Origin of the sequence: Streptomyces sp. NPDC008086 (assembly GCF_042957325.1) — a bacterium.
In the GTDB taxonomy this organism is placed as follows: domain Bacteria; phylum Actinomycetota; class Actinomycetes; order Streptomycetales; family Streptomycetaceae; genus Streptomyces.
Genome location: NZ_JBIBIA010000007.1, coordinates 195,912 through 217,745 on the forward strand (window position 1 = coordinate 195,912; position 21,834 = coordinate 217,745).

Genomic DNA, 21,834 nt, shown 5'->3' on the forward strand with positions numbered 1-21,834 from the left:
CTTTGTCAGTGCCCTGGGTTAACGTGCATTCACGGGATTCGCACAGGGGGGTCGAATGACGAGCACGAGGGTGCGCCGGCCGGCGTTCTGGATCGCGCTGCTGACCGCGCTGACGGCCCTGGCCGCCTGCACCTCCGCCGCCCGCCCCGACGAGGCGGAGCGCACCGGGCCGGCCCGCGCCGTAATGGCCGCCCTGCGCACCGTCGAGCGCTCCACCGAGCGTGCCGAGTCCGCTCGCGTCAGATCCACGACCACCATCGGCTCGACGCTGTCCATGAAGGCCGACGGCACCCTCGCCTGGACCGACGACCTCACCGGCCTCCTGACGATCACCTACACCGGCGGCACGACGGCCGAGGCGATGCGCCGCCTCGGGACCACGTCGATGGAGGCCCGCTACCTCCCCGACGCCTACTACGCGCGCATAGGCGAGGCGTTCTCCGCCAAGACCGACGGCAAGCACTGGATCAAGTACGCCTACGACGACCTGGACGAGCTCGCCGGCAGCTCCGGAGCCGATCTCGCGGCCCAGATGCGCGGCACGGCCCCGCACACGTCGGTGAAGCGGCTGCTGTCCTCCACGGACGTACGGAAGGTCGGTGCGGAGGCGGTCGCAGGCGAGCCCACCACGCACTACTCGGGGACGGTGCGGGCAGAGGGCGGTACCACCGAACAGACCGTCGACATATGGGTCAACGGCCGGAACCTGCTGGTCAAGAAGGTCGAGCGGGGCCGGACGGCCACGGGGCGGCTGACCCAGACCGCGTACTACAGCGACTACGGAATCGAGGCCAGGGTCGAGAAGCCCCCGGCGGGGGACACGGCGGACCTCAAGGAACTGCTGTCGGGCTCGGCGGGTCGCTGAATTCGCAGGACTGTTCAGGCCGCCTGGGATACGCTCCCGCTCTTGCTGTGCGCCGACCACGCATCAGCGACGTGTTCGCACCAGTCATGTGCTCCTTGGGGGGAATCAGTGAGCCTTGCCGTACGCGCCGTCCTGCCTGCCGTCGCTCTGCCGGCCGCCGTGCTGCTGCTCGCCGGCTGTGGGGCGGGAGACGGCGCGCAGGACTCCGCGGGCTCCTCTGCGGCCGACGCCGTCGCGCGGGCCGCGGACAGGACCGAGGGGCTCGCTTCCCTGCACTATCGCGTGACCGGCCGGTTCCCGGAGCGGGGGCGGATAGCGGACGAGGGCGCCGTCCGCAGGGAGCCGCTGGAGGCCCGGCTCACGACGGTCAACCTGAGCGGCGACGAGCAGGGCGAGACCGAGCTGCGCCTGGTCGGCGGGGTCCTGTACGGCAGCGCGAGCGACGACATGGTCGAGGAGCTGGGCGGCCGGCACTGGATCAGCTACGGCCCGGACGAGAAGTTCACCACGGACAGCGGCTTGCGCATGGACGTCGGGAGCCTGCGCGACCAGGTCGGCCGCAACCCGGCGCGGGAGGCCGCCTTCCTCGCCGACGCCGAGGACGTGAAGCGGGTCGGCGCCGAGAAGGTCGGCGGCGCCGACACGACGCACTACGCGGGCACGGCCACGGTCGACGAGCTCCGGGCCTCGCTCGAGGGGCTCAAGGACAAGGCCGTCCGGGAGGGGCGGGCGAACAGCCTCGACCAGTACGAGAAGGCGGGCGTGGACGAGCTCACCCTGGACGTGTGGATCGACCGTGACGACCACGTCAAGCAGTTCCGCACCCAGGGCTTCGGCAGCCACGGGGCGCTCGACCTCACCTTCACCTTCCTCGACCAGGACAAGCCGGTGACCGTCCGCGCGCCGCGCGCCGGCGACACGGCGGACATGCGCAAGCCGCTGGAGAAGCGCGGTAGCTGAGGGCCGTAGGGGCCGATTTGCCTGTCGGCGACCGAGTCCCGTACTCTCCTACCGAAGCCAAAGACCGCTGGTCGTTGCCGTGCACTCGCAAGAGGGTGCGGTGGCCGAAGGATCCGCTGTAATGCGGACGACCCGCGCAGGTGACAGTGGAAGAACTCCCGGAGCGCGTGCGTCTCGCGTGTGCGACCGGTCGAGTCCGCCCCGTGCGCCTGCGCCGGGGCGTTTCGTTTTCCCCAGTCCTCCTTCGGGTCCGCGCGGTCCGAATCACCCGGAAGGAGGCCGAGGCTCTATGGCGAGGCCCGACAAGGCTGCCGCGGTTGCCGAGCTGACGGACAAGTTCCGTAGCTCCAACGCCGCCGTGCTGACCGAGTACCGCGGTCTCACCGTGGCGCAGCTCAAGACGCTGCGTCGTTCGCTCGGTGAGAACGCCCAGTACGCCGTGGTGAAGAACACGCTGACCAAGATTGCGGCCAACGAGGCCGGGATCACGCTGGACGACCAGCTCTTCGCTGGTCCGACGGCCGTCGCCTTCGTCACCGGTGACCCGGTGGAGTCGGCGAAGGGTCTTCGTGACTTCGCCAAGGACAACCCGAATCTCGTCATCAAGGGCGGTGTCCTTGATGGCAAGGCGCTGTCCGCCGACGAGATCAAGAAGCTTGCGGACCTCGAGTCCCGCGAGGTTCTGCTCAGCAAGCTGGCCGGTGCCTTCAAGGCGAAGCAGTCCCAGGCTGCCTCCGTCTTCCAGGCGCTGCCGTCGAAGCTCGTCCGCACCGTGGACGCGCTTCGCGCCAAGCAGGCCGAGCAGGGCGGTGCCGAGTAATTCGGCTCGCACACTGGCCGCCGCGGCCTGATCGCGGAGGCCACAGCGGGCCGACGTACGCCCGCCTCACCCAGTACATCCGGCACCTGCCGATTTAGTGGAAGGACCGCCATCATGGCGAAGCTCAGCCAGGAAGACCTGCTCGCGCAGTTCGAGGAGATGACCCTCATCGAGCTCTCCGAGTTCGTGAAGGCCTTCGAGGAGAAGTTCGACGTCACCGCCGCCGCTGCCGCGCCGGTCGTCGTCGCCGGTGGTGCCGCTGGTGGCGCCGCCGCCGAGGCCGTCGAGGAGAAGGACGAGTTCGACGTCATCCTCACCGGCGCCGGCGACAAGAAGATCCAGGTCATCAAGGTCGTGCGTGAGCTGACCTCCCTGGGCCTGAAGGAGGCCAAGGACCTCGTGGACGGCGCCCCGAAGCCCGTTCTCGAGAAGGTCGCCAAGGACGCCGCGGAGAAGGCCGCCGAGTCCCTCAAGGGCGCCGGCGCCTCCGTCGAGGTCAAGTAAGACCTTTCGGTCGAACACGACCGTCGCGCATGCTGAAACCAGCCTCCTGAGGCTGTAACGCAGTCGCACCGAAGAGCGATCATCCATTCGGGTGGTCGCTCTTCGGCGTTCCTGGGGGCGCGGCCACGGTTACCTTGCGCCCGCTTCGGCGGGGGGTATGGTGATCTTCGTCGTGTCTCCGGGAGCCCCTGGGTTCGGGCATGGGGGCCTTGACGAACCGCACGCAGCGCGCAATTCTCAGGACGCGTCGTCACAAGGATCCGAATCCGAGGCATGGATCGGCGACGAAGAGGGCAGTATCAACGTGCATTGAGGGCGAGCATGCCGAGGGCGTTGAGAACAACGAGGGTCGCGAAAAACCCGCACTGGACATCAGTGTGCCAAGTGGCTACACTGACCCTTTGCGCTGCCTGTTAGCTGTCCCCTGCCCGTCACCAGGGGCATGCCCTCGCTGAAGCACCGATGACCGGACCGTCCCTGACCTGGCCATTCTTTGGTCGGAGAAGGAAACGCCTGTCTCTGTGCCCCGGTGAGGGGCCGGTACGCGCGTAGTGAGTCCGAGCCCTCGGAAGGACCCCCTCTTGGCCGCCTCGCGCACTGCCTCGACCGCGAATACGAACAACGGCGCAAGCACCGCCCCGCTGCGCATCTCTTTTGCAAAGATCAAGGAGCCCCTCGAGGTTCCGAACCTGCTCGCGCTGCAGACCGAGAGCTTCGACTGGCTGCTCGGCAACACCGCCTGGCAGAGTCGGGTCGAGGCGGCTCTGGAGTCGGGTCAGGACGTCCCCACCAAGTCCGGTCTGGAGGAGATCTTCGAGGAGATCTCCCCGATCGAGGACTTCTCCGGGTCGATGTCGCTGACGTTCCGCGACCACCGTTTCGAGCCGCCGAAGAACAGCATCGACGAGTGCAAGGAGCGCGACTTCACGTACGCCGCCCCGCTCTTCGTGACGGCTGAGTTCACCAACAACGAGACCGGCGAGATCAAGTCCCAGACGGTCTTCATGGGCGACTTCCCGCTCATGACCCACAAGGGCACCTTTGTCATCAACGGCACCGAGCGTGTCGTGGTGTCGCAGCTGGTCCGTTCGCCGGGTGTCTACTTCGACAGCTCGATCGACAAGACGTCCGACAAGGACATCTTCTCCGCCAAGATCATCCCGTCCCGGGGTGCCTGGCTGGAGATGGAGATCGACAAGCGCGACATGGTCGGTGTCCGCATCGACCGCAAGCGCAAGCAGTCCGTGACCGTTCTGCTCAAGGCTCTCGGTTGGACGACCGAGCAGATCCTGGAGGAGTTCGGCGAGTACGAGTCCATGCGCGCCACCCTGGAGAAGGACCACACCCAGGGCCAGGACGACGCGCTGCTCGACATCTACCGCAAGCTGCGTCCGGGCGAGCCCCCGACCCGCGAGGCCGCGCAGACGCTTCTGGAGAACCTGTACTTCAACCCGAAGCGCTACGACCTCGCCAAGGTCGGCCGCTACAAGGTCAACAAGAAGCTGGGTGCGGAGGCTCCGCTCGATGCGGGCATCCTGACCGTCGAGGACGTCATCTCGACGATCAAGTACCTGGTGAAGCTGCACGCCGGCGAGACCGAGACGGCCGCGGACAACGGCCAGACGATCGTTGTCGAGACCGACGACATCGACCACTTCGGCAACCGTCGTCTGCGCAGCGTCGGCGAGCTCATCCAGAACCAGGTCCGCACGGGTCTGGCTCGTATGGAGCGCGTCGTGCGTGAGCGCATGACGACCCAGGACGTCGAGGCGATCACGCCGCAGACCCTGATCAACATCCGGCCGGTCGTCGCCTCCATCAAGGAGTTCTTCGGCACCAGCCAGCTGTCGCAGTTCATGGACCAGAACAACCCGCTGTCGGGTCTCACCCACAAGCGCCGTCTGTCGGCTCTTGGTCCGGGTGGTCTCTCCCGTGAGCGGGCCGGCTTCGAGGTCCGTGACGTGCACCCGTCTCACTACGGCCGTATGTGCCCCATTGAGACCCCTGAAGGCCCGAACATCGGTCTGATCGGTTCGCTCGCCTCCTACGGCCGCGTCAACGCGTTCGGCTTCGTGGAGACGCCGTACCGCAAGGTCGTCGACGGCCAGGTCACCGACGAGGTCGACTACCTGACGGCCGACGAAGAGGACCGCTTCGTCATCGCGCAGGCCAACGCCACGCTCAACGACGACATGCGGTTCGCCGAGAACCGCGTCCTCGTCCGCCGCCGTGGTGGTGAGGTCGACTACGTCGCCGGTGACGACGTGGACTACATGGACGTCTCGCCGCGCCAGATGGTGTCGGTCGCGACCGCCATGATCCCGTTCCTCGAGCACGACGACGCCAACCGTGCCCTCATGGGCGCGAACATGATGCGTCAGGCCGTGCCGCTGATCAAGAGCGAGTCCCCGCTCGTCGGCACCGGCATGGAGTACCGCTCCGCCGTCGACGCCGGCGACGTGGTCAAGGCCGAGAAGGCGGGTGTGGTCCAGGAGGTCTCCGCGGACTACATCACCACGGCCAACGACGACGGCACGTACATCACGTACCGCCTGGCCAAGTTCGCCCGCTCCAACCAGGGCACCTCGGTCAACCAGAAGGTCATCGTCAACGAGGGCGACCGGATCATCGAGGGCCAGGTCCTGGCCGACGGTCCGGCCACCGAGAACGGCGAGATGGCGCTGGGCAAGAACCTGCTCGTGGCGTTCATGCCGTGGGAGGGCCACAACTACGAGGACGCGATCATCCTGTCGCAGCGCCTCGTGCAGGACGACGTCCTCTCCTCGATCCACATCGAGGAGCACGAGGTCGACGCCCGTGACACCAAGCTCGGCCCCGAGGAGATCACCCGGGACATCCCGAACGTCTCCGAGGAGGTCCTCGCCGACCTCGACGAGCGCGGCATCATCCGGATCGGTGCCGAGGTCGTCGCCGGCGACATCCTCGTCGGCAAGGTCACGCCCAAGGGTGAGACCGAGCTGACGCCGGAGGAGCGCCTGCTGCGCGCGATCTTCGGTGAGAAGGCCCGTGAGGTCCGTGACACGTCGCTGAAGGTCCCGCACGGCGAGATCGGCAAGGTCATCGGCGTCCGCGTCTTCGACCGCGAGGAGGGCGACGAGCTTCCCCCCGGTGTGAACCAGCTGGTGCGCGTGTACGTGGCGCAGAAGCGCAAGATCACCGACGGTGACAAGCTCGCCGGCCGTCACGGCAACAAGGGCGTCATCTCCAAGATCCTGCCCATCGAGGACATGCCGTTCCTCGAGGACGGGACCCCCGTCGACATCATCCTCAACCCGCTGGGTGTGCCGTCCCGAATGAACCCGGGACAGGTCCTGGAGATCCACCTCGGCTGGCTCGCCAGCCGCGGCTGGGACGTCTCCGGCCTCGCGGACGAGTGGGCGCAGCGCCTCCAGGCGATCGGCGCCGACTCGGTCCAGCCGGGCACCAACGTCGCGACCCCGGTCTTCGACGGTGCCCGTGAGGACGAGCTCGCGGGTCTGCTGCAGCACACCATCCCGAACCGCGACGGCGAGCGCATGGTGCTCCCGACCGGTAAGGCGCGGCTGTTCGACGGCCGTAGCGGTGAGCCGTTCCCGGACCCGATCTCGGTCGGCTACATGTACATCCTGAAGCTGCACCACCTGGTCGACGACAAGCTGCACGCCCGTTCGACCGGCCCGTACAGCATGATCACCCAGCAGCCGCTGGGTGGTAAGGCCCAGTTCGGTGGCCAGCGCTTCGGTGAGATGGAGGTGTGGGCGCTGGAGGCTTACGGCGCCGCTTACGCCCTCCAGGAGCTGCTGACCATCAAGTCCGACGACGTCACCGGCCGCGTGAAGGTCTACGAGGCCATCGTCAAGGGCGAGAACATCCCCGAGCCCGGCATCCCCGAGTCCTTCAAGGTGCTCATCAAGGAGATGCAGTCGCTCTGCCTGAACGTGGAGGTGCTGTCCAGCGACGGTATGTCCATCGAGATGCGTGACACCGACGAGGACGTCTTCCGCGCTGCGGAGGAGCTCGGCATCGACCTGTCCCGGCGCGAGCCGAGCAGCGTCGAAGAGGTCTGACGGGAGTCCGGCGGGGCCCTCACCCACAGGGCCCCGCCGACCCCCAGGCCCCCGTTTCAGACCCCAAGACTTACAACCCTGAGAGGGATTGACGCATAGTGCTCGACGTCAACTTCTTCGATGAGCTCCGGATCGGTCTGGCCACCGCTGACGACATCCGTCAGTGGAGCCACGGCGAGGTCAAGAAGCCCGAGACCATCAACTACCGCACCCTCAAGCCCGAAAAGGACGGACTCTTCTGCGAGAAGATCTTCGGTCCGACCCGGGACTGGGAGTGCTACTGCGGCAAGTACAAGCGCGTCCGCTTCAAGGGCATCATCTGTGAGCGCTGCGGCGTCGAGGTCACTCGCGCCAAGGTGCGTCGTGAGCGGATGGGCCACATCGAGCTGGCCGCGCCCGTCACGCACATCTGGTACTTCAAGGGTGTCCCTTCGCGCCTCGGCTACCTGCTGGACCTGGCGCCCAAGGACCTCGAGAAGGTCATCTACTTCGCGGCGTACATGATCACGTACGTCGACGAGGAGCGTCGTACCCGCGACCTGCCCTCCCTGGAGGCGCACGTCTCCGTCGAGCGTCAGCAGATCGAGAACCGTCGGGACGCCGACCTGGAGGCTCGCGCCAAGAAGCTCGAGACCGACCTGGCCGAGCTGGAGGCCGAGGGCGCCAAGGCCGATGTGCGCCGCAAGGTGCGCGAGGGTGCCGAGCGCGAGATGAAGCAGCTGCGTGACCGTGCGCAGCGCGAGATCGACCGTCTCGACGAGGTGTGGACCCGGTTCAAGAACCTCAAGGTCCAGGACCTCGAGGGCGACGAGCTGCTCTACCGCGAGCTGCGTGACCGCTTCGGCACGTACTTCGACGGCTCGATGGGTGCCGCGGCGCTGCAGAAGCGCCTGGAGTCCTTCGACCTGGACGAGGAGGCCGAGAAGCTCCGCGAGATCATCCGTACCGGCAAGGGCCAGAAGAAGACCCGTGCGCTCAAGCGCCTCAAGGTCGTCTCCGCGTTCCTGCAGACCAGCAACAGCCCCAAGGGCATGGTGCTCGACTGCGTACCGGTCATCCCGCCGGACCTTCGTCCGATGGTGCAGCTGGACGGTGGCCGCTTCGCGACCTCCGACCTGAACGACCTGTACCGCCGTGTGATCAACCGGAACAACCGACTGAAGCGCCTTCTCGACCTCGGTGCGCCCGAGATCATCGTGAACAACGAGAAGCGCATGCTCCAGGAGGCCGTCGACGCGCTGTTCGACAACGGTCGTCGTGGTCGCCCGGTCACCGGTCCCGGTAACCGCCCGCTGAAGTCCCTCAGCGACATGCTGAAGGGTAAGCAGGGTCGATTCCGTCAGAACCTGCTCGGCAAGCGTGTGGACTACTCCGCGCGTTCCGTGATCGTCGTCGGTCCGCAGCTGAAGCTGCACCAGTGCGGTCTGCCCAAGGCGATGGCGCTGGAGCTCTTCAAGCCGTTCGTGATGAAGCGCCTGGTCGACCTGAACCACGCGCAGAACATCAAGAGCGCCAAGCGCATGGTGGAGCGCGGCCGCACGGTCGTGTACGACGTCCTCGAAGAGGTCATCGCCGAGCACCCGGTTCTGCTGAACCGTGCTCCCACCCTGCACCGCCTCGGCATCCAGGCCTTCGAGCCGCAGCTGGTCGAGGGCAAGGCCATCCAGATCCACCCGCTCGTCTGCACCGCGTTCAACGCGGACTTCGACGGTGACCAGATGGCCGTGCACCTGCCGCTGTCCGCGGAGGCGCAGGCCGAGGCCCGCATCCTGATGCTGTCCTCGAACAACATCCTCAAGCCCGCCGACGGTCGTCCGGTGACGATGCCGACCCAGGACATGGTCCTCGGTCTGTTCTTCCTCACCACCGACGGCGAGCTGCGCGACACCAAGGGCGAGGGCCGGTCCTTCGGCTCCACGGCCGAGGCGATCATGGCGTTCGACGCCGGTGAGCTGGCGCTGCAGTCGGCGATCGACATCCGCTTCCCGGTGGGCACCATCCCGCCGCGCGGCTGGACCCCGCCGGCGCAGGAGGAGGGCGAGCCCGAGTGGCAGCAGGGGGACACCTTCCGCCTGCGCACCACCCTGGGCCGCGCGCTCTTCAACGAGCTGCTGCCCGAGGACTACCCGTTCGTCGACTACTCGGTGGGCAAGAAGCAGCTCTCCGAGATCGTCAACGACCTGGCCGAGCGCTACCCCAAGGTCATCGTGGCGGCGACGCTCGACAACCTGAAGGCGGCGGGCTTCTACTGGGCGACCCGTTCCGGTGTCACCGTGGCCATCTCCGACGTCGTCGTTCCCGAGGCGAAGAAGGAGATCGTCCGCGGCTACGAGGCGCAGGACGAGAAGGTCCAGAAGCAGTACGAGCGCGGTCTGATCACCAAGGAAGAGCGCACTCAGGAGCTCATCGCGATCTGGACCAAGGCGACCAACGAGGTCGCCGAGGCGATGAACGAGAACTTCCCCAAGACGAACCCCATCTTCATGATGGTTGACTCGGGTGCCCGAGGAAACATGATGCAGATGCGGCAGATCGCCGGTATGCGTGGTCTGGTGTCGAACGCCAAGAACGAGACCATTCCGCGTCCGATCAAGGCGTCCTTCCGTGAGGGCCTGTCCGTGCTGGAGTACTTCATCTCCACGCACGGTGCCCGTAAGGGTCTGGCGGACACCGCCCTGCGTACCGCCGACTCGGGTTACCTCACCCGTCGTCTGGTGGACGTCTCGCAGGACGTCATCATCCGCGAGGAGGACTGCGGCACCGAGCGCGGCCTCAAGCTGGCCATCGCCGAGCGCGGCGCCGACGGCGTCCTGCGCAAGGCGGACAACGCCGAGACGTCCGTGTACGCGCGCTGCCTCGCCGAGGACATCGTCGTGGACGGCAAGGTGCTCGCCCCGGCGGGCGTCGACCTCGGTGACGTCCTCATCGACGTCCTGGTCGGCGCCGGCGTCGAGGAGGTCAAGACCCGCTCGGTCCTGACCTGTGAGTCCGCCGTCGGCACCTGCGCCATGTGCTACGGCCGTTCGCTCGCCACCGGCAAGCTGGTCGACATCGGTGAGGCGGTCGGCATCATCGCCGCCCAGTCCATCGGTGAGCCCGGTACCCAGCTGACGATGCGTACCTTCCACACCGGTGGTGTGGCCGGTGACGACATCACCCAGGGTCTGCCGCGTGTCGTCGAGCTCTTCGAGGCCCGTACCCCGAAGGGTGTCGCCCCGATCTCCGAGGCCACCGGCCGCGTGCGGATCGAGGAGACCGAGAAGACCAAGAAGATCGTCGTCACCCCGGACGACGGCAGCGACGAGACGGCGTACCCGATCTCGAAGCGTGCCCGACTCCTGGTCAGCGAGGGCGAGCACGTCGAGGTGGGCCAGAAGCTCACCGTGGGTGCCACCAACCCGCACGACGTGCTGCGCATCCTGGGCCAGCGTGCCGTCCAGGTCCACCTGGTCGGCGAGGTCCAGAAGGTCTACAACTCGCAGGGTGTGTCGATCCACGACAAGCACATCGAGATCATCATCCGGCAGATGCTGCGCCGCGTGACGATCATCGAGTCCGGCGACGCCGAGCTGCTGCCCGGCGAGCTGGTCGAGCGCTCGAAGTTCGAGACCGAGAACCGTCGTGTGGTCCAGGAGGGCGGTCACCCGGCCTCCGGTCGTCCGCAGCTCATGGGTATCACCAAGGCCTCGCTGGCCACGGAGTCCTGGCTGTCGGCGGCGTCCTTCCAGGAGACGACCAGGGTCCTCACGGACGCGGCGATCAACGCCAAGTCCGACTCCCTGATCGGCCTCAAGGAGAACGTCATCATCGGTAAGCTCATCCCGGCCGGTACGGGTCTGTCCCGCTACCGCAACATCCGGGTCGAGCCGACCGAGGAGGCCAAGGCCGCGATGTACTCGGCCGTCGGCTACGACGACATCGACTACTCGCCGTTCGGTACGGGCTCCGGCCAGGCCGTTCCGCTGGAGGACTACGACTACGGTCCGTACAACCAGTAAGCGAGCGATCGTGTGAAGGGCGGTCACCTCTTGGGGTGGCCGCCCTTCGGCGTGCCCGGACGTCTCCCTGGGACGCTCTCCGGGTCATCTCCGGGTGGACCCCGATGCCGCGGGCGCCAGTCCGGCGCATCATGGAAGGACTCCGACCAGTACGGGGGAGGTGCTCCATGACACATCCGTCGTCGTGGCAGGGGAGCGGGGCTCCGCGGCCGTGGCAGGGGGGTCATGCGCCGGTGGGGCCGCAGGTGTGGCCTGCCCTGGGTGGCTCGGTGATGCTTGCCTCGCATGCCGATCGGGAGCGGGCCGTGGATGTGCTCAGGGCCGGCTTCGGTGAGGGGCGGCTGGAGAAGGGGGAGTTCGATCAGCGGATCGAGCGGGCGTATGCGGCTCGTACGGTGGGGGAGCTGGCCCTGCTGGTCGCCGACCTTCCTCAGGGGCCGCTGCCGCTGCCGGTGCCCGTGACGCCGGTGCCGCGGGCCTTCGTGCCGGTGGCCCGGCCGCAGGTGAACGGCAAGGCGGTGGGGTCCGCCGTCTGCGGGGTGCTGTGCCTGGTGAGTTTCGGGCTGACCGGGATTCCGGCGGTCGTGCTGGGGCACTCGGCCCGTTCCGAGATACGGCGCAGCGGTCAGGGCGGTGACGCGCTCGCCCTGACCGGGCTGGTGCTCGGGTGGCTGTCGACCGCTGCCTGGGCGGTGTTGCTGACGCTGATGCTCGTGGCCGCCGCGGTGTCCGCCTAGGCCGGCGCGAGGGTGGTCCGGGAGGTGCTCCGATGTGCTCGAATCGCCGATTCGAAGATCGAACACGTCGTGTGGTCTTGACATCGACCGCATGGCGATGCGGGCGGGGCCCATTTGTTTTGACCGTAGCGTTTGAGGTAGGTACGCTCAGACCTTGTGCCTGGGGTGTGCCCTGGCTCTCGTGCGTGCCTTCGACCGCATAGCGAGCTGTGAGCGGCCACCGTAATCTGTGCTCTTTTCGCCTCGCGGCGGGAGTCCGCCGGATTCGACACACCCGACCGCGTGGGTCGGCGACGTTCCAGGTTAGCTTCACCATTCGGCACACAGAAACCGGAGAAGTAGTGCCTACGATCCAGCAGCTGGTCCGTAAGGGCCGGCAGGACAAGGTCGAGAAGAACAAGACGCCCGCACTCGAGGGTTCCCCTCAGCGTCGTGGCGTCTGCACGCGTGTGTTCACGACCACCCCGAAGAAGCCGAACTCGGCCCTGCGTAAGGTCGCGCGTGTGCGTCTGACCAGCGGGATCGAGGTCACCGCTTACATTCCGGGTGAGGGACACAACCTGCAGGAGCACTCCATCGTGCTCGTGCGCGGCGGCCGTGTGAAGGACCTGCCGGGTGTTCGCTACAAGATCATCCGTGGTTCGCTTGACACCCAGGGTGTCAAGAACCGCAAGCAGGCCCGCAGCCGCTACGGCGCCAAGAAGGAGAAGTAAGAATGCCTCGTAAGGGCCCCGCCCCGAAGCGCCCGGTCATCATCGACCCGGTCTACGGTTCTCCTCTTGTCACGTCGCTCATCAACAAGGTGCTGCTGAACGGCAAGCGCTCCACCGCCGAGCGCATCGTCTACGGCGCCATGGAGGGTCTGCGTGAGAAGACGGGCAACGACCCGATCATCACGCTGAAGCGCGCGCTGGAGAACATCAAGCCGACCCTCGAGGTCAAGTCCCGCCGTGTCGGTGGTGCGACGTACCAGGTTCCGATCGAGGTCAAGCCCGGTCGTGCCAACACGCTCGCGCTGCGCTGGCTGGTCGGTTACTCCCGCGCCCGTCGCGAGAAGACCATGACCGAGCGTCTCCTCAACGAGCTTCTCGACGCCTCGAACGGCCTCGGTGCGGCCGTGAAGAAGCGCGAGGACACCCACAAGATGGCCGAGTCCAACAAGGCCTTCGCGCACTACCGCTGGTAGTCGCAGACCCCATCGAGACCGAGAGAAGACTGAAGCCTTATGGCTACCACTTCACTTGACCTGGCCAAGGTCCGCAACATCGGGATCATGGCCCACATCGACGCGGGCAAGACGACCACCACCGAGCGGATCCTCTTCTACACCGGCGTCAGCTACAAGATCGGTGAGGTCCACGACGGCGCTGCCACCATGGACTGGATGGAGCAGGAGCAGGAGCGTGGCATCACGATCACCTCTGCTGCCACCACCTGTCACTGGCCGCTTGAGGACAACGACTACACCATCAACATCATCGACACCCCGGGGCACGTCGACTTCACCGTCGAGGTGGAGCGCTCCCTGCGTGTGCTCGACGGTGCCGTGACGGTGTTCGACGGTGTCGCCGGTGTCGAGCCGCAGTCCGAGACGGTGTGGCGTCAGGCCGACCGTTACGGCGTGCCGCGCATCTGCTTCGTGAACAAGCTGGACCGCACCGGTGCCGAGTTCCACCGCTGCGTCGACATGATCTCGGACCGCCTTGGTGCGCAGCCGCTGGTCATGCAGCTTCCGATCGGTGCCGAGGCCGACTTCAAGGGCGTCGTGGACCTGGTCCGCATGAAGGCGCTCGTGTGGTCCGCCGAGGCCGCCAAGGGCGAGATGTACGACGTCGTCGACATCCCGGCCACGCACACCGAGGCTGCCGAGGAGTACCGCGGCAAGCTGATCGAGGGCGTCGCCGAGAACGACGAAGAGATCATGGAGCTGTACCTGGAGGGCCAGGAGCCCACCGAGGAGCAGCTGTACGCCGCGATCCGTCGCATCACCATCGCGTCCGGCAAGTCCAGCGACACCACGGTCACCCCGGTGTTCTGTGGCACCGCGTTCAAGAACAAGGGCGTCCAGCCCCTGCTCGACGCGGTCGTGCGCTACCTGCCGACCCCCCTCGACGTCGAGGCCATCGAGGGCCACGACGTCAAGGACCCCGAGGTCGTCGTCAAGCGCAAGCCGTCCGACGAGGAGCCCCTGTCGGCTCTTGCCTTCAAGATCATGAGCGACCCGCACCTCGGCAAGCTCACCTTCGTCCGGATCTACTCCGGTCGCCTGGAGTCCGGCACCGCCGTGCTGAACTCCGTCAAGGGCAAGAAGGAGCGCATCGGCAAGATCTACCGCATGCACGCGAACAAGCGTGAGGAGATCGAGTCGGTGGGCGCCGGCGACATCGTCGCCGTCATGGGCCTGAAGCAGACCACCACCGGTGAGACGCTGAGCGACGACAAGCAGCCGGTGATCCTGGAGTCCATGGACTTCCCGGCGCCGGTCATCCAGGTCGCCATCGAGCCCAAGTCCAAGGGTGACCAGGAGAAGCTGGGTGTCGCCATCCAGCGTCTCGCGGAGGAGGACCCCTCCTTCCAGGTCCACTCGGACGAGGAGACCGGCCAGACCATCATCGGTGGTATGGGCGAGCTGCACCTCGAGGTGCTGGTCGACCGTATGCGCCGTGAGTTCAAGGTCGAGGCCAACGTCGGCAAGCCGCAGGTCGCCTACCGCGAGACGATCCGCAAGGCCGTCGAGCGCGTCGACTACACGCACAAGAAGCAGACTGGTGGTACCGGCCAGTTCGCCAAGGTGCAGATCGCGATCGAGCCGATCGAGGGCGGCGACGCCTCGTACGAGTTCGTGAACAAGGTCACCGGTGGTCGTATCCCGAAGGAGTACATCCCTTCGGTCGACGCCGGTGCGCAGGAGGCCATGCAGTTCGGCATCCTCGCGGGCTACGAGATGACAGGCGTCCGCGTCACGCTCATCGACGGTGGCTACCACGAGGTCGACTCCTCCGAGCTCGCGTTCAAGATCGCCGGTTCGCAGGCCTTCAAGGAGGCCGCGCGCAAGGCCAGCCCTGTGCTGCTCGAGCCGATGATGGCCGTCGAGGTCACCACGCCCGAGGACTACATGGGTGAGGTCATCGGCGACATCAACTCCCGCCGTGGCCAGATCCAGGCCATGGAGGAGCGGGCGGGTGCCCGCGTCGTGAAGGGCCTCGTGCCTCTCTCGGAGATGTTCGGTTACGTCGGCGACCTGCGCAGCAAGACGTCCGGCCGTGCCAGCTACTCCATGCAGTTCGACTCCTACGCCGAGGTTCCGCGGAACGTCGCCGAGGAGATCATCGCGAAGGCCAAGGGCGAGTAACGCACCGCGTTCACACGCTTTAGGCTTGACTCCGGAGCCGCCAGGGGTATTCACCCGCATTCGTGGGGGAATGCCCCCGGCCCCGGGCTTTCCAGCAAAGATCACCTGGCGCCGATGAAGCAAGGCGTTCAGAACCACTCCACAGGAGGACCCCGTGGCGAAGGCGAAGTTCGAGCGGACTAAGCCCCACGTCAACATCGGCACCATCGGTCACATCGACCACGGTAAGACGACCCTCACGGCCGCCATTACCAAGGTGCTGCACGACGCGTACCCGGACCTGAACGAGGCCTCGGCCTTCGACCAGATCGACAAGGCTCCCGAGGAGCGCCAGCGCGGTATCACCATCTCCATCGCGCACGTCGAGTACCAGACCGAGACGCGTCACTACGCCCACGTCGACTGCCCCGGTCACGCGGACTACATCAAGAACATGATCACCGGTGCCGCTCAGATGGACGGCGCCATCCTCGTGGTCGCCGCCACCGACGGCCCGATGCCGCAGACCAAGGAGCACGTGCTCCTGGCCCGCCAGGTCGGCGTTCCGTACATCGTCGTCGCCCTGAACAAGGCCGACATGGTGGACGACGAGGAGATCCTGGAGCTCGTCGAGCTCGAGGTTCGTGAGCTGCTCTCCGAGTACGAGTTCCCGGGCGACGACCTGCCGGTCGTCAAGGTCTCGGCGCTCAAGGCCCTTGAGGGCGACAAGGAGTGGGGCAACACCGTCCTCGAGCTCATGAAGGCCGTGGACGAGAACATCCCGCAGCCCGAGCGTGACGTCGACAAGCCGTTCCTGATGCCGATCGAGGACGTCTTCACGATCACCGGTCGCGGTACGGTCGTCACCGGCCGTATCGAGCGTGGTGTCCTCAAGGTCAACGAGACCGTTGACATCGTGGGCATCAAGCAGGAGAAGACCACCACCACGGTCACCGGCATCGAGATGTTCCGCAAGCTGCTCGACGAGGGCCAGGCCGGTGAGAACGTCGGTCTGCTGCTCCGCGGCATCAAGCGCGAGGACGTCGAGCGCGGCCAGGTCATCATCAAGCCGGGCTCGGTCACCCCGCACACCGAGTTCGAGGCGCAGGCCTACATCCTGTCCAAGGACGAGGGTGGCCGCCACACGCCGTTCTTCAACAACTACCGTCCGCAGTTCTACTTCCGTACGACGGACGTGACCGGCGTCGTGACCCTCCCCGAGGGCACCGAGATGGTCATGCCGGGTGACAACACCGAGATGAAGGTGGAGCTCATCCAGCCCGTCGCCATGGAAGAGGGCCTGAAGTTCGCCATCCGTGAGGGTGGCCGGACGGTCGGCGCCGGCCAGGTCACCAAGATCAACAAGTAGTCTTGTTGGTTTGACCTGGTAGCTCCAGCGCGAGCTCCTGAAGGGGCCCGTACGACTTCGGTCGTACGGGCCCCTTTGCTGTGCTGTCGTGACTCGCGTCAGGTGTTGTCGCCGTCCGGGACTACGCAGAAGGCGACGTGGCTGAGGTTTGCGAAACCGCCACTGGGATTGATCGGGGCGTGGAGCGTGTTGTCGGCCTCGATCTGGCCGGCCATCGTCGTCCGGTAGTCGTAGATGTTCGCGTTGTTGCTGCCCTTCACGATGACCACCGCGGCGGCGAAGGGGGTGTCGTTGAAGTCGAACGAGAGGAGCTGCCCTTGTGCGCTGTTCGAGACGCCGAGGGTGATCGATCCGTTGTTCCCGTTGAACGTGAAGTTGATCGTCTCGCCGTTCATGGGCGCGTTGTCCGTGTCCTGCTCGGTGAAACCGACAAGGGGCGGTCTGATGTCCACGCAGTCCGGGTTCACCTCGTCCGTGAACTCATAGGGCTGTACTGCGGCCTGCAACTGGGGCCCCGCCTCCGCCGCGGCGGGGCCGGCCCCGAACGTGACCGCCAGTGCCGTGGTCACGCCGAGGCCGATGCCGCGGGCGCCCCATCTCGCTCTGGTTGATCGTGTGGTTACTCGCACTGTGTGTGCTCCTTCTTGCTCTGGAGGTACCGGAGTTCGCCCGGGCTGAGTCGCATCCACCGCCGGGCATCTGATCATTTGCACAATCCGATGAACGCCACTCCCGGGACTTCCTCCGCCTAGCCCGTCCGGGTCGCGGAGGACCGGAAAGGCTGAGTGTCGAGGGGGCGCCACGCTCGGCAGTACCTCGTGCAAATAGGACATACATTTAAAAAAGGTTGATATAACCCTCATGGGGCGTGCGCCGATCCTCCGATGCGGCGGCGCCCCATGTCTTCGCCGAGGGCCGGGGTCACAGGGAGAACCATGCGGCAGTCCACCAGCACGGTGTCAGGGCGGGCAGTTCCCCTCACGCCGCACCGGCCGGTCATGCGCCGGAGCCCGGCGGACGGGTGGTACGTACCGGTCGCGGTCGGCGCCGACGCGGCGGGCATGGCGCTGCCGACCGCGGCGGCCCTCCCGCTGACCGGTACGGCCCACGCCGTGCACCAGGCCGTCGCCGTCACGCTCCTCTGGCTGCTCGTGGGCCTAGCCGCGAGGCGCTACGCACCCTCCGCCTGGGACGAGGGCGCCCCCGTCGGACCGGTCGTACGGGACTGGCTGGTGCTGCTCGGCGTACTGGCCGTACTGCGCACCGTCTCCGGGCTCGGCGACGCGCCCGCGACCGAGTTCGCCGCGCTGTGCCCGTCGTTGGCGGTGACCGTGCTGTGCCGCAAGGCGATCCACCGCCGCATCCTGGCCGTACGCCGACGGGCCGAAGGGCTGCGACGCGTCCTCGTCGTCGGTGAGGCCGGGGCCGTGGACGCCGTGGTCGGGCAGCTGGCCGAGCGTACGGACCATGGGTACGTGGTGGTCGGGGCCTGTGTGCTGGGTGAGGGCGAGGTGCTGTCCGGGGTGCCCGTGCCCGCCCGGCTGCCCGGCGACGCGCCGAACATGCCGAACGCGACGAACGCTCCGGACGAGGACGCCGCGCCGGTGGCGGACGCGGCCGAACTGCTCGGCGCCGACCTGGTCTTCGTCGCCGCGAGCCGGCACATGTGCGGGGACCGACTGCGGCGGTTGTCCTGGGCCCTGCACGACCGGGGCCGTCGGCTGATGGTGCTGCCCGGCATCGTGGAAGTGGCCCGGCGCCGGGTCCGTATCGCCTCCGCGGCCGGGCTCACCCTGCTGGACGTCTCACCGCCGACGCGCCGCGGCCTGCCCACGCTGCTGAAGGCCGCCACGGACCGGTCGGGCTCGCTCGTCCTGCTCGTGGTGCTGGCCCCGCTGTTCGCCCTGCTGGCGCTCGCCGTGCGGCTGAGTTCGCCCGGGCCGGTCATCTACCGCCAGACCCGGGTGGGCCGCAACGGGGCGCCGTTCCCGATGTGGAAGTTCCGGACCATGGTCGTGGACGCGGACCGGATGAAGGGCGACCTCGCGGCCGCGAACGAACACGACGGCCATATGTTCAAGCTGCGCCGGGACCCGCGCGTCACGTCCGCCGGACGCTTCCTGCGCCGCTACTCGCTGGACGAGCTGCCCCAGTTGGCCAATGTCCTGCTCGGCCACATGTCGCTGGTGGGCCCCCGCCCGCCGCTGCCCGAGGAGGTCGCCCGCTACGACCGGGTGGAGATGCGCCGACTGAGCGTCAAACCCGGTCTCACGGGACTGTGGCAGGTGAGCGGACGGTCGGACCTGTCCTGGCACGAGACCGTCTCGCTGGATCTGCGGTACGTGGACAACTGGTCGTGGGGGTGGGACATGACCGTGATGGTTCGTACGGTTCGGGCCGTGCTGGACGGGCGCGGGGCGTACTGAGACCGGGACGCCACCCCTGAGTTCCCTGCAAGTCATGTGAAGGCGTATGCCTCCCCGTCAGGAAAGGTGCAGCTCCATGGCAGAGACCGCAGTGCCGCCCGATGCGGGCATCCGCCCCGGCCCGCCCGGTCACAGGGCCGTCGTCGAGCGTTCCCTGCGGGGTTTCACCGGCGCGGGCTACGACAAGGGGCGCCCCTTCGTCCTCCAGGCGGCCTGGTTCGCCGTACTCCATCTCGTGTTCGTGAAGTGGTGGTTTCCGGCGCGCTGGCGGCCGGCGGTACTGCGGGCCTTCGGCGCGCGGATCGGGCGGCGGGTGCTGATCCGGCACGGGGTTCGAGTGCACTGGCCCTGGCGGCTGTCCGTCGGCGACGACGTGTGGATCGGGGAGGGGGCCTGGCTGCTGAACCTGCGGCAGATCACGATCGGCCACGACGTGTGCGTCTCGCAGGGGGCGCTGCTGTGCACGGGGAGCCATCAACGTCTGAGCCCCACCTTCGAGTTCGACAACGGGCCCATCCGGCTGGAGCCGGGGGCGTGGGTCGCGACGCGCGCGGTCGTGCTGCGGGGCGTGACGGTGGGTCGTGGCGCGGTGGTGGGTGCCGGTGCGGTCGCCCGTCGCGACCTCGGTCCGGGTGAGGTCGTCACCGGTGGGGGTGTGGCATGAGGGTCGTCCATGTCGTGACGCTGGTCAGCGACGACGGAGCGTACGGCGGGCCGACGAGCGTGGCCGCCGGGCAGCTCGAGGAGTGCGCCGCCCGAGGCCATGAGGTCTCGTTGGTGTCCCTGTGGCGCGGCAGGTCCGCGGCGCCGGCCCGCCTCGGCTCGGTGCCGCTGCGCACTCGTCCGGCCCGCTCCATGCTGCCGGGCCGCTTCACCGGGCTCATGCATCCGCTGCTGGTCAGGGACATGTGGGTCGCGATGGGCAGGGCTGATGTGGTCCATGTGCACGCGGGCCGCGACCTGGTCTCCGTCGCGGCGCTCGCCGTGGCCGCGCTGCGCCGCAAGAGGTTCGTCGCACAGACGCACGGCATGGTGCAGCCGCGCCGTGCGGCCGCCGTCCGGCTCTTCGACCGCCTGTACGTGCCTCTGCTGCGCCGGGCGCGGGGCTGTCTCGTGCTCACCGAGCAGGAACGCCGGGATGTGGCCGAGGTGGTCGGTGCCGGCGGTCCGCCGCTGATGACCCTGCCCAACGGGGTGCGGCCCGAGCGGGCTGACCGGGCCGGCGAGGGCGGGCGACGTGACCGGGAGGTGCTGTTCCTCGCCCGGCTGCATCCGCGCAAGCGCCCGGACGCGTTCGTCGAGATGGCCGCGCTGGTGCACCGGAGGATGCCCGACGCCCGCTTCACCCTCTACGGGGCGGACGAGGGAGTGCTGCCGGCGGTGCGCCGGCTGATCGCCGCCCATGGGCTCCAGGGCATCGTCTCCTACGGCGGGGCGCTGGACCACGCGGAGGCGGTACGGGCCTACGCGCGGGCGGCCGTATATGTGCTGCCCAGTGTCGACGAACCGTTCGGGATGACGGTGATCGAGGCTCTCTCGGCGGGCACCCCCGTGGTGTGCACCGACACCTGCGGTATCGCGGACGAGCTGGCTCGACGCGGGGCGGCGATGGTCACCGACGGCAGTCCCGGTGAGATGGCCGACGCGGTGTGCGGACTGCTCGCCGACGACGCCAAGCGGGCGGCCGTCGCCGAGGCGGGGCGGCGCGCCGTCGCGGAGGCGTTCTCCGTCCACGCGGTGACGGACCGGCTGGAGGCGATCTATCGGGGGCTGTGACCGAAGACCGCCGCAAGGAGCTTGCGGCCGATCGGATGGACAACGTGACCATCCCGCTGGTCGGATCAGGTGTAGTGGGCCGAGGCGCCTACCTTCTGGCCATGGGTTCCCCTCTCGGACGGCCGTCCGCGGTCCGCCGCCGCGTCATCCACGGAAGGGCGTCGACGAGAGCCTGCGGCACGTGGTGATCCGTCCGCCCGTTCACGCACGAGGTCAGGGAATGGACTTTTCCAGCACGCTGCGGCAGCTCTCGACGGCGCAGAAACCCGCTCAGGGGGTCTCCGTCTACGCCCGGTACGTCAACCGCCCGGCCGGCCGGTTGCTCGCGGCCGCCGCGTACCGTATCGGGCTCTCGCCCAACCATGTGACGGCCGTCAGCGCCTCGATCACCTTCACGGGTGTGTTCGCGACGGCTCTGCTCCCGCCGTCCCACACGCTCGGACCGTGGGTCTCGCTCGCGCTGCTGCTCGGCTTCGCACTCGATTCCGCGGACGGTCAACTGGCCCGGCTGCACCGGTCGTCCAGCCTCGCCGGGGAGTGGCTGGACCATGTGGTGGACTGCGCGAAACTCCTGGCCGTCCACGCGGCGGTGCTGATCTCCTTCTACCGCTTCTTCGAGCTGCAGCGTCCCGCGCTGCTGCTGCCCATCGCCTTCCAGTGCGCCGCTGTCCTGCTGTTCTTCGGAGGAATCCTCACCGAACAGCTGAGACGGGGAAGAGGGGACACACCAGCCGGGCCGGTGCCCGTGCCGTCCACCGTGCGGGGCATGGCACTGCTGCCCGTGGACTACGGGCTGCTCTGCCTGAGCTTCCTCTTCCTCGGAAACCAGAAGCTCTTCCTCGCGGTGTACGTGGTGCTGCTCGCGGCCCATGTCGTGCTGTTGCCGGCGTTCTTCGCCAAGTGGCTGCGGGAGCTGGCCTGACGAGGACTCGGACGGCGGCATCCGGGTCCTGCGATGCGAAAAACGCGCGTCATTTCGCA

The 21,834-nt window shown here is 67.6% G+C and carries 16 protein-coding genes; 15 read left to right on the forward strand and 1 reads right to left on the reverse strand.

Annotation, left to right across the window (positions count from 1 at the left end; genetic code table 11):
* The first annotated feature begins 55 nt into the window (after window positions 1-55).
* From ACFZBP_RS25455 to tuf, 11 genes are all read left to right on the forward strand, one after another.
* On the forward strand, window positions 56-865 hold the full coding sequence (locus ACFZBP_RS25455; protein ID WP_391416354.1) for a hypothetical protein: 810 nt from the start codon (window positions 56-58) through the stop codon (window positions 863-865).
* 108 nt (window positions 866-973) lie between these two features.
* Window positions 974-1,825, forward strand: coding sequence for a hypothetical protein (locus tag ACFZBP_RS25460; RefSeq protein WP_391416356.1), 852 nt, complete (start codon window positions 974-976; stop codon window positions 1,823-1,825).
* Between the two features lie 289 nt (window positions 1,826-2,114).
* A complete protein-coding gene (rplJ, locus tag ACFZBP_RS25465) occupies window positions 2,115-2,645 on the forward strand; it encodes a 50S ribosomal protein L10 (protein WP_030641169.1) in 531 nt (176 codons plus the stop codon).
* A gap of 114 nt (window positions 2,646-2,759) precedes the next feature.
* On the forward strand, window positions 2,760-3,149 hold the full coding sequence (gene rplL / locus ACFZBP_RS25470; RefSeq protein ID WP_062706819.1) for a 50S ribosomal protein L7/L12: 390 nt from the start codon (window positions 2,760-2,762) through the stop codon (window positions 3,147-3,149).
* A gap of 581 nt (window positions 3,150-3,730) precedes the next feature.
* Complete coding sequence (gene rpoB / locus ACFZBP_RS25475) at window positions 3,731-7,216, forward strand: DNA-directed RNA polymerase subunit beta (protein ID WP_383452222.1); 3,486 nt, start codon at window positions 3,731-3,733, stop codon at window positions 7,214-7,216.
* Between the two features lie 98 nt (window positions 7,217-7,314).
* Window positions 7,315-11,214: a DNA-directed RNA polymerase subunit beta' gene (locus ACFZBP_RS25480; RefSeq protein ID WP_383452224.1), complete on the forward strand. Its 3,900-nt coding sequence runs from the start codon at window positions 7,315-7,317 to the stop codon at window positions 11,212-11,214.
* Between the two features lie 272 nt (window positions 11,215-11,486).
* Window positions 11,487-11,951 (forward strand): DUF1707 domain-containing protein, encoded by a 465-nt coding sequence (locus ACFZBP_RS25485; protein WP_391416361.1) that lies wholly within the window; start codon window positions 11,487-11,489, stop codon window positions 11,949-11,951.
* Between the two features lie 341 nt (window positions 11,952-12,292).
* Window positions 12,293-12,664: a 30S ribosomal protein S12 gene (gene rpsL, locus ACFZBP_RS25490; RefSeq protein WP_003948652.1), complete on the forward strand. Its 372-nt coding sequence runs from the start codon at window positions 12,293-12,295 to the stop codon at window positions 12,662-12,664.
* 2 nt (window positions 12,665-12,666) lie between these two features.
* Window positions 12,667-13,137: a 30S ribosomal protein S7 gene (rpsG, locus tag ACFZBP_RS25495; protein ID WP_003992340.1), complete on the forward strand. Its 471-nt coding sequence runs from the start codon at window positions 12,667-12,669 to the stop codon at window positions 13,135-13,137.
* 39 nt (window positions 13,138-13,176) lie between these two features.
* Window positions 13,177-15,303, forward strand: a complete 2,127-nt coding sequence (fusA, locus tag ACFZBP_RS25500; protein WP_030046357.1) for an elongation factor G — start codon at window positions 13,177-13,179, stop codon at window positions 15,301-15,303.
* Window positions 15,304-15,457: 154 nt separating this feature from the next.
* Entirely contained in the window at window positions 15,458-16,651 is a 1,194-nt protein-coding gene (gene tuf, locus ACFZBP_RS25505) for an elongation factor Tu (RefSeq protein WP_030046358.1), read from the forward strand.
* Window positions 16,652-16,749: 98 nt separating this feature from the next.
* Here tuf and ACFZBP_RS25510 read toward each other — a convergent pair whose 3' ends face one another.
* Window positions 16,750-17,220 (reverse strand): hypothetical protein, encoded by a 471-nt coding sequence (locus ACFZBP_RS25510; RefSeq protein ID WP_391416364.1) that lies wholly within the window; start codon window positions 17,218-17,220, stop codon window positions 16,750-16,752.
* A gap of 429 nt (window positions 17,221-17,649) precedes the next feature.
* Here ACFZBP_RS25510 and ACFZBP_RS25515 point away from each other — a divergent pair, with 429 nt between their 5' ends.
* From ACFZBP_RS25515 to ACFZBP_RS25530, 4 genes are all read left to right on the forward strand, one after another.
* Window positions 17,650-19,077: an exopolysaccharide biosynthesis polyprenyl glycosylphosphotransferase gene (locus ACFZBP_RS25515; RefSeq protein WP_391416366.1), complete on the forward strand. Its 1,428-nt coding sequence runs from the start codon at window positions 17,650-17,652 to the stop codon at window positions 19,075-19,077.
* Window positions 19,078-19,153: 76 nt separating this feature from the next.
* Window positions 19,154-19,741, forward strand: coding sequence for a putative colanic acid biosynthesis acetyltransferase (locus tag ACFZBP_RS25520; protein WP_391416368.1), 588 nt, complete (start codon window positions 19,154-19,156; stop codon window positions 19,739-19,741).
* Entirely contained in the window at window positions 19,738-20,853 is a 1,116-nt protein-coding gene (locus tag ACFZBP_RS25525) for a glycosyltransferase (RefSeq protein WP_391416371.1), read from the forward strand. The genes ACFZBP_RS25520 and ACFZBP_RS25525 overlap by 4 nt, the downstream gene beginning before the upstream one ends.
* A gap of 220 nt (window positions 20,854-21,073) precedes the next feature.
* Window positions 21,074-21,775 carry a CDP-alcohol phosphatidyltransferase family protein gene (locus ACFZBP_RS25530; RefSeq protein ID WP_391416373.1) on the forward strand — a complete coding sequence of 234 codons (702 nt, stop codon included), beginning with the start codon at window positions 21,074-21,076 and terminating at the stop codon, window positions 21,773-21,775.
* The last annotated feature ends 59 nt before the right edge of the window (window positions 21,776-21,834 follow it).

What these genes read in the sequence shown, in the direction of transcription:
- ACFZBP_RS25515 (WP_391416366.1), top strand. Translation starts at nt 17,650, where the DNA reads ATGCGCCGGAGCCCGGCGGACGGGTGGTACGTACCGGTCGCGGTCGGC.
- ACFZBP_RS25485 (WP_391416361.1), top strand. Translation starts at nt 11,487, where the DNA reads ATGCTTGCCTCGCATGCCGATCGGGAGCGGGCCGTGGATGTGCTCAGG.
- rplJ (WP_030641169.1), top strand. Translation starts at nt 2,115, where the DNA reads ATGGCGAGGCCCGACAAGGCTGCCGCGGTTGCCGAGCTGACGGACAAG.
- ACFZBP_RS25530 (WP_391416373.1), top strand. Translation starts at nt 21,074, where the DNA reads ATGGACTTTTCCAGCACGCTGCGGCAGCTCTCGACGGCGCAGAAACCC.
- ACFZBP_RS25525 (WP_391416371.1), top strand. Translation starts at nt 19,738, where the DNA reads ATGAGGGTCGTCCATGTCGTGACGCTGGTCAGCGACGACGGAGCGTAC.
- rplL (WP_062706819.1), top strand. Translation starts at nt 2,760, where the DNA reads ATGGCGAAGCTCAGCCAGGAAGACCTGCTCGCGCAGTTCGAGGAGATG.
- ACFZBP_RS25520 (WP_391416368.1), top strand. Translation starts at nt 19,154, where the DNA reads ATGGCAGAGACCGCAGTGCCGCCCGATGCGGGCATCCGCCCCGGCCCG.
- rpsG (WP_003992340.1), top strand. Translation starts at nt 12,667, where the DNA reads ATGCCTCGTAAGGGCCCCGCCCCGAAGCGCCCGGTCATCATCGACCCG.
- ACFZBP_RS25455 (WP_391416354.1), top strand. Translation starts at nt 56, where the DNA reads ATGACGAGCACGAGGGTGCGCCGGCCGGCGTTCTGGATCGCGCTGCTG.
- fusA (WP_030046357.1), top strand. Translation starts at nt 13,177, where the DNA reads ATGGCTACCACTTCACTTGACCTGGCCAAGGTCCGCAACATCGGGATC.